This is a genomic window from Tenacibaculum xiamenense, assembly GCF_964513065.1.
In the GTDB taxonomy this organism is placed as follows: domain Bacteria; phylum Bacteroidota; class Bacteroidia; order Flavobacteriales; family Flavobacteriaceae; genus Polaribacter; species Polaribacter xiamenense.
Window position 1 is genome coordinate 7742 of record NZ_CAZEQU010000027.1, and the last position, 8122, is coordinate 15863.

Sequence of the window (8122 nt, forward strand, 5' to 3'; positions counted from 1 at the left end):
TCCTGGAGCTGTTAACTCTTCTAATTCAGTTAAAATATCAGCTTTGTTATCAAAGATTAGTTCTTCTACTGATAATTCAGCTTTTCGTTGTACTACCTGAACCGCTTTTGGTAAACCTTCACTTATAAAACTAGTTCTTAAAACATCATGACGATTGACTACAAATTGTAATGCCTCGATAAATGATTGACGCTTTTCTTTGTCTGTAAACGATAGCAGGTTCGATAAAACATATGAATCTCCTTGTTTTTTATCACTCATTAAATAATGGAAGTGCATCCCTTCCTGTAATGGTGATAATGGATAGATATCTTCAATATTAGAAACGCCTCCTGAAATCTTTGAAACTACCGTATCAATATCTTCTTGAGTAAAATCTAACAATGGAACCATTGATGGAACGATATGCTCCACTTCTGGTGTAATTCCATTGGCTGGCACTCGATATCTTGAAGTCTCCGATGATAATTTTTCTGCTATCTGTGCAATGGTGGCATTGGCAAAAATATCTTTTACCTCTATGTATAAATCAAGCTTTTGTAATCTTGAGATTAATTGAACCACTAGTAAACTATGTCCTCCTAATTCAAAGAAATTATCATAGATACCTACTTTTTCAACACCCAATATATCTTGCCAAATCGTAGCGATTTGCTCTTCTACCTCAGTTCTTGGAGCTACATAGGCTTTGGTTGACAATAATGATCCATCTAGTTCTGGTAAGGCTTTTCTGTCTAACTTACCGCTTGCTGTTAATGGCATTTCTTCGAGTTCAACCCATAAACTAGGAACCATGTATTCTGGTAAAACCCCTTTTAATTCGGCTTGAACTTTTTCTTTGTTGAACTCTCCTTCTACAACTACATATCCTACTAAACGCTTACTTCCTGTAACATCTTCTTTGGCAAGTACACAACTGTTTTGAATATTGTTTAAAGCTGCTAAAGCTGTTTCAATCTCTCCTAATTCTATTCGATATCCTCTAACCTTTACTTGTGAATCTTTTCTTCCTACATATTCTAAGGTTCCATCAGCTAACCAGCGTGCTAAATCTCCTGTTTTATAGATTCTTTCTCCTTCCTTAAATGGATTTGGAACAAATTTTTCATTGGTTAGTTCTTCTCTGTTTAAGTATCCTCTGGCAACTCCTTTTCCTCCTACACATAATTCTCCTACAACTCCTACTGGTACTAGTTCACTCGATTCACTTAAAATATAAATCTGAGTATTAGCTATTGGACGTCCAATAGTTTGAACTCCGTTTAATTCTCTTTTGATAAATGTGCTATAGGTAGTCGCCTCAGATGGTCCATATAAATCATAGATTGCTTCTACTGAGCTTTCTTCGTAAATACGATCTACAAAACTTGATAATAATGGCTCACCCGCAAGGTTGATCGTTTTTACTGTTTCAGGTAATTTTCCTGATTCTAATACTCCTAATAAAACACTTGGTACGGTATTGATTAGTGATACAGAAACTTCCGAATCTTCAACTAGTGATAGTAAGTTATCTACTAATTCAATCTTTACTCCTGATGCTAGTGAAGTAAATATCTCGAAAATTGATAAATCAAAATTGATAGAAGTACTAGCAAGCATTCCTAGATCCAATGAATCTTTGAAATTATCTATTGCCCAGTTCACTAGATTGAACATATTTCCATGCTCAATAAGCACTCCTTTTGGCTTTCCTGTACTTCCTGAAGTGTAAATCACGTAAGCCAGATTGTCTTGTGATATTGACTTATAACTTAGTTTTCTTGTTGAATACTCCGAAATCTGATCCCAATCAGTATCCAATGCAATGCTTTTGAATCCTTCTTTATCTTCTAAAACATCTTGGCTTGCGGCATTACTTAATACTAATTCAATTCCAGTGTCTTCTATGATATAAGAAATACGCTCTTTTGGATAGTTTGGATCGATTGGTACATAGGCTCCTCCAGATTTTAGAACTCCTAAGATTCCTACAATCATCTCCAAACTACGCGTCATACAAATTCCTACCAATCCATCTGCTTGAACTCCCTCTGCTTGTAAATAACGTGCTACTTGGTTTGAACGCTGATCTAATTCTTTATAGCTTAATGTTTCTCCTTTATAAACAACAGCAACTTGTTTTGGTGATTGCTTTACCTGCTCTGAGAAAAGATCTAGTATCGTTGTATCTAATGGATACGCTGCTTCAGTATTGTTGAAAGTCTCTAATAATAACTGCTCTTCTTCTTTTGGTAAAATAACTGCATTGTTTATCTCTACAGTTTCTTCAGAGTTTAAACCTTGTACTAATTGTTCTAAGGCTTCTTGCATGTACTCTATAACACGAGTAGCCTCAATACTTTCATCTATTTGAGCTGTTAATCCAAAATCAACCCCGTAATCGTCAACACTTAAAGTAAATGGATAATTGGTGCGTTCTTGGCCTCCAATAACATTGATACCTAAATCTACCCCTGGGCTATTTTCTTCTGCTTCCGATCCCAAAGAAGTATGACGGAAATTTAACAAGGCACTGAACAAAGGAACTTCATTCGAAACGCCGCTCCATCCTTGAATACTTGACAACGGAGTCTGTTCATAAGGTAATAAACTTGCTAATCGTTGTTTAACAGTTTCAACGTATTCTGTCATAGATCCCTCAAAGGCTACATAAAATGGTAACGTATTAATGAATAATCCTAACGAATCTGCCGCTCCTGATGAACCCTGTAAACGTCCAGAGAATAAAGACCCGAAAATAGCATAATCCATGTTACTACATTTTCCGATAACTAAACCATAAGCTGCATGGAATAAAGTTGCTGGACTCATTCCTTTCCTTGTACATATATTTCTGATTTCCTTGCTTAAGTCGTTTGGCAGAACACCTGTAGCTTCCTTTATTGAAGATCCAGTAATATGAATATTAGATAACTCAAATGGATACGTTGGGGTATCTATATCTCCTAATAAGTTCGTAAAGTAAGAAGCACTATCGTTAGTAGCTTGTTGATATAAGGTATGACCAATAAAATCTCTATATAATGCTGGTTTCGATAAAATCGATGCATTCCCAGTTAAATACGCTCCAATCTCTTCTATAATTTTTTCTACCCCTACATGATCTAATGTTAAATGATGCTCTAGTAAAACTAGATAATAAGTATTATTTGTAGGATCATCTGCAGACTGTAACTTCAATAAAGGAGCTTTTGACACATCTACCCACAGATTTCCAGAAGCTGTTAGGTCTTGTAATTCTTGTAAAGTATCTTTAGAAGAATCTATCTTTAAACATTCTAAAGACAAAGTTGCTTCTCGTTGTACAACTTGAACTGCTTGAGGTAGTCCTTCGCTTATAACACAAGTACGTAGTACATCATGACGATTAACTACAAACTGTAATCCTTTTATGAATGTATCTCGATTTTCTTTGCTTGGAAACGATAACAAGTGAGGTAAAACATATGGATCTCCTTCTTCTGGATTACTCATTAAATGATGGAAATAAATTCCTTCTTGTAATGGTGATAATGGATAAATATCTTCGATATTTGAAACTCCTCCTTCTACACTATTCACGATCTTATCTAAATCTTCCTGCTCAAAGTCTAATAAAGGAACCATCGATGGAACAATACGATCTATATCTTTAGTAATTCCATTTGCTGGAACTTGATAGATTGTTTCTCCTGATGCTAATTTTTCACTTATTGACGCAACTGTTGGATTTGCGAAAATATCTTTTACCGAAATATGGAAATCATTCTTCTGTAACTGAGAAATTAACTGAACCACTAATAAACTATGCCCACCTAATTCAAAGAAATTATCATAAACTCCGACCTTTTCTATGCCTAATACATTTTGCCATATAGTAGCAATCTGCGCTTCTGTTTCATTTCTTGGAGCAATATATTCGTTTGTTGATAATAATGATCCGTCTGGTTCTGGTAAGGCTTTCTTATCAATCTTTCCATTTGCTGTTAATGGCATTTCTTTTAATTCAACCCATAAACTAGGAACCATGTATTCTGGTAGGCTTTTCAATAAACCATCTTGGATTTTTTCTTTATCAAACTTGCCAGTCATTACTACATAACCTACTAAGCGACTTATTCCACTTGCATCTTTTTTAGCCAAAACACAACTATTTTGAACTCCAGAAATAACTGATAAAGCATTTTCAACTTCACCTAATTCAATACGGTAGCCTCGAATTTTCACCTGATCATCCGAACGTCCCATAAACTCAATAGTTCCATCAGGTAACCATCTTCCTAAATCTCCTGTCTTGTATAGTCTTCCTCCTTCTGATTTAAATGGATTTTCTATGAATTTCTCTTTGGTAAGCTCTTCTCTATTCAAATACCCTCGGCCAACTCCAATTCCTGCTGTCCATAATTCTCCGACAACTCCAATTGGGCATAATTTGTCAAATTGACCTACAACATAAACATCCATATTCGCCACTGGCTTCCCTATTGAAACCACAGCTCCTGTTGGAGATTCATTCATTATGTGAAGTGTGATATCATCTGAAGCTTCCGCTGGTCCATATGCATTTACAACTGGAACATTTGGATATAATGAGAACCATTTATCTAATAACGATTTGGTAGCTGCTTCTCCAGTAACAAGGAAATACGCTAGATTAGATAATCCTGAAACAACAGTATCACTTTCCAGTAAACTAGCAACGTAAGATGGTACTAATTGAAGATGACTTATATTATTTTTTTCTAAAGAATATTGGAAATTATCAATAGCTAAAAGTTCTTCTTCCGTATAAATTGCAATACGTCCTCCACATAATAATCCACTTAACATTTGCCATACTGAAATATCAAAGGTAAACGGAGCAGTAAAGGCTACTGTGCTATTACTATTCATCTCCAACTCATCGACCATGATGAATAAGTGATTCAACAATCCAGCATGCTCTATCATTGCTCCTTTAGGTAATCCAGTACTTCCTGAAGTATAAATTACATAAGCTAAATCTGAAGCACTATAAACTTTATCTAAGGTTGTTTTTGGGCAATTTGTCTGTAAATCAGAATCATCTAACAATACTAAATCAATTGTTTCTAAAGAAGACAAAACTGATTTGCTTTCTGAATTTGTTACCACTAAAGAATGCCCTATATCTTGAAGAATGTAAGCTATACGATTCTTAGGAAAATCAGGTTTAATTGGTACATAAGCAGCTCCTGATTTTAATATTCCTAAAACACCAATCAGCATGTCAAAATTACGTTCCAAACAAATCCCCACCATGGTATCAGAATCAACTCCTTTAGCTACTAAGTAATGAGCCAGTTGATTAGAACGCTCATCCAAAGTTTTATAAGTGATTTGCTGATTCTCAAAAATCGCCGCAATTGCTTCCGGAGTTTTTTGAACTTGATCTGTAAATAAATCTACAATTGTTTTATCTAATGGGTAATCAGCTGAAGCAGCATTGAAAACGTCTAATAACTGACTTTCTTCTGTTTCTGGTAATATTTTCAGGTCTGAAACTGTTACTTCTTCCTGTGATGTTAATCCTTTCAATAAACTCAATAAAGCCTTATAGAGATAAGAAATCACTCGATCTCCATCAACTCGAATATCAATTTGAGCTACTACACCAAAATAATCTCCATAATCATCTATATCTATACAAACTGGATAGTTTGTACTTTCATGTCCTCCATGTCTGCTTATCCCTAAATCAATTCCATTTGATGGTTCTTCTACTTCTTCCGAAGGAACTGTAGAATGACGATAATTTAATATGGCACTGAATAAAGGCAAATCATTTGAAACACCACTCCAATTTTGGATATCGGCTACAGAAGTTTGCTCATAAGGTAAAAGTTCATTTAATCCATTTTTTACGTTAGTAACATATTCTGAAACACTGCCCTTTAATTCTGCAAAAAACGGTAAGGTATTTATAAATAACCCTAACGAATCTAAGGAATTTGACGATCCCTGTAAACGTCCAGAAAATAACGATCCAAATAGTGCATAATCAGAATTACTACAGCTACCAATAACTAAACCATAAGCAGCATGGAATAGAACAGCTGGACTCATTCCTAATTTTGCGCTAACTGTTCGAACTTCCTTACTTACTTCCTCAGGAATAAGGAATTCTGAATCTTTTATGTCTCGTCCAGTTCCACGAACATTTGATAAGTCAAATGGATATGTAGGTGTTTCAATCGTTCCTAACAACTCTTTAAAGTAAGCTTTGCTGTCATTAGTTGATTGCTGATGTAATGTGTGCGCAATAAAATCTCTATACAATACTGGTGTTGAAAGGTTAGCTCCGTTTCCTAATAGGTATTGCTCAACTTCAGCGACCACTTTTTCTAAACCTACATGATCTAATGCCAAGTGGTGTTGATCAATTAACAAATAATAAATTCCGTTTTCTTCATCATCTGTCGCTTTTAACTTCAACAATGGAGCTTTTGAAATATCCATCCATTGATTTCCTGGCGATTTAAGTATTTCTAATTCTGATAGTATATCTTTTGCAGGATTAATAAATATTTCTTCTACTAATAACTTAGCCTCTCGTTGCACTACCTGAACTGTTTTTGGTAAGTCTTTACTTATAAAACAAGTTCGTAAAACATCATGACGATTTACTACAAACTGAAGTGCTTCAATAAAAATAGTTCGCTTTTCTTTATCTGGGAAAGACAACAAATTCGATAAAATATATGGATCTCCTTCTTCTTCATTACTCATTAAATAATGGAAATACATTCCTTCTTGTAATGGTGATAATGGATAGATATCCTGAACATTCGAAACGCCTCCAGGAACCTTCGAAACCACCATGTCGATATCTTCTTGAGCAAAATCTAATAACGGAACCATTGATGGAACTATATGCTCCACTTCTGGTGTAATTCCATTGGCTGGAACTTGATATCTTTCAGTATCAGACGATAGTTTTTCTGCTATTTGTGCAATCGTGGCATTTGTAAAAATATCTTTTACCTCTATGTATAAATCTAGCTTTTGTAATCTAGAAATCAATTGGACCACAAGTAAACTATGCCCTCCTAGTTCGAAGAAATTGTCATAAACTCCGACCTTTTCTAAGCCTAATACATCTTGCCAAATTCTAGCGATTTGCTCTTCTACCTCAGTTCTTGGAGCTACATATGCTTTGGTTGACAATAATGATCCGTCTAATTCTGGTAAGGCTTTTCTGTCTAACTTTCCACTAGCCGTTAATGGCATTTCTTCTAGTTCAACCCATAAACTAGGAACCATATATTCTGGTAAAACCTCTTTTAATTCGGCTTGAACTTTTTCTTTGTCGAATTCTCCATCTGCTACTACATAACCTACTAAGCGCTTGCTTCCTGTGATATCTTCTTTGGCAAGTACACAGCTGTTTTGAATATTGTTTATGGTTGCTAAAGCAGTTTCAATCTCTCCTAATTCAATTCGGTATCCTCTAACTTTAACCTGAGAATCTTTTCTTCCTACATATTCTAAAATTCCATTAGGTAACCAACGAGCTAAATCTCCTGTCTTGTAGATTCTTTCGCCTTCCTTAAACGGATTTGGAACAAACTTTTCATTGGTTAGTTCTTCTCTGTTTAAGTATCCTCTAGCAACTCCTTTTCCTCCTACACATAATTCTCCTACAACGCCTACTGGTACTAATTCTTCTCCTTCACTTAAAATATAAATCTGAGTATTGGCTATTGGACGTCCAATGGTTTGAACTCCGTTTAATTCTCTCTTTATAAATGTACTATAGGTAGTCGCTTCTGATGGTCCGTATAAATCATAGATCGCTTCTACTGAGCTTTCTTTGTAAATACGATCTACCAAACTTGGTAATAACGGCTCTCCTGCTAGGTTGATCGTTTTTACAGTTTCAGGCAGTTTTCCTGATTCTAAGACTCCTAATAAAACACTTGGGACTGTATTGATTAGTGATACAGAAACTTCTGAATCTTCAATTAGTGATAATAAATTATCTACTAATTCAATCTTTACTCCTGATGCTAATGAGGTGAATATTTCAAAAATCGATAAGTCAAAATTGATAGAAGTACTCGCTAGCATTCCTAGATCCAATGAACCTTTGAAACTGGCTATAGCCCAATTCACTAGGTTG

1 protein-coding gene (only partly in view) is annotated in these 8122 nt (G+C 35.1%); it reads right to left on the reverse strand.

The window, feature by feature from the left end; translation table 11 throughout:
• The coding region annotated (locus ACKTTV_RS10020) for an amino acid adenylation domain-containing protein (RefSeq protein ID WP_456243523.1) crosses the window boundary (this coding region is incomplete at its 3' end): on the reverse strand, positions 1-8070 show 8070 of its 15811 nt. 7741 nt of the annotated region lie to the left of the window's left edge.
• Positions 8071-8122: the final 52 nt, after the last annotated feature.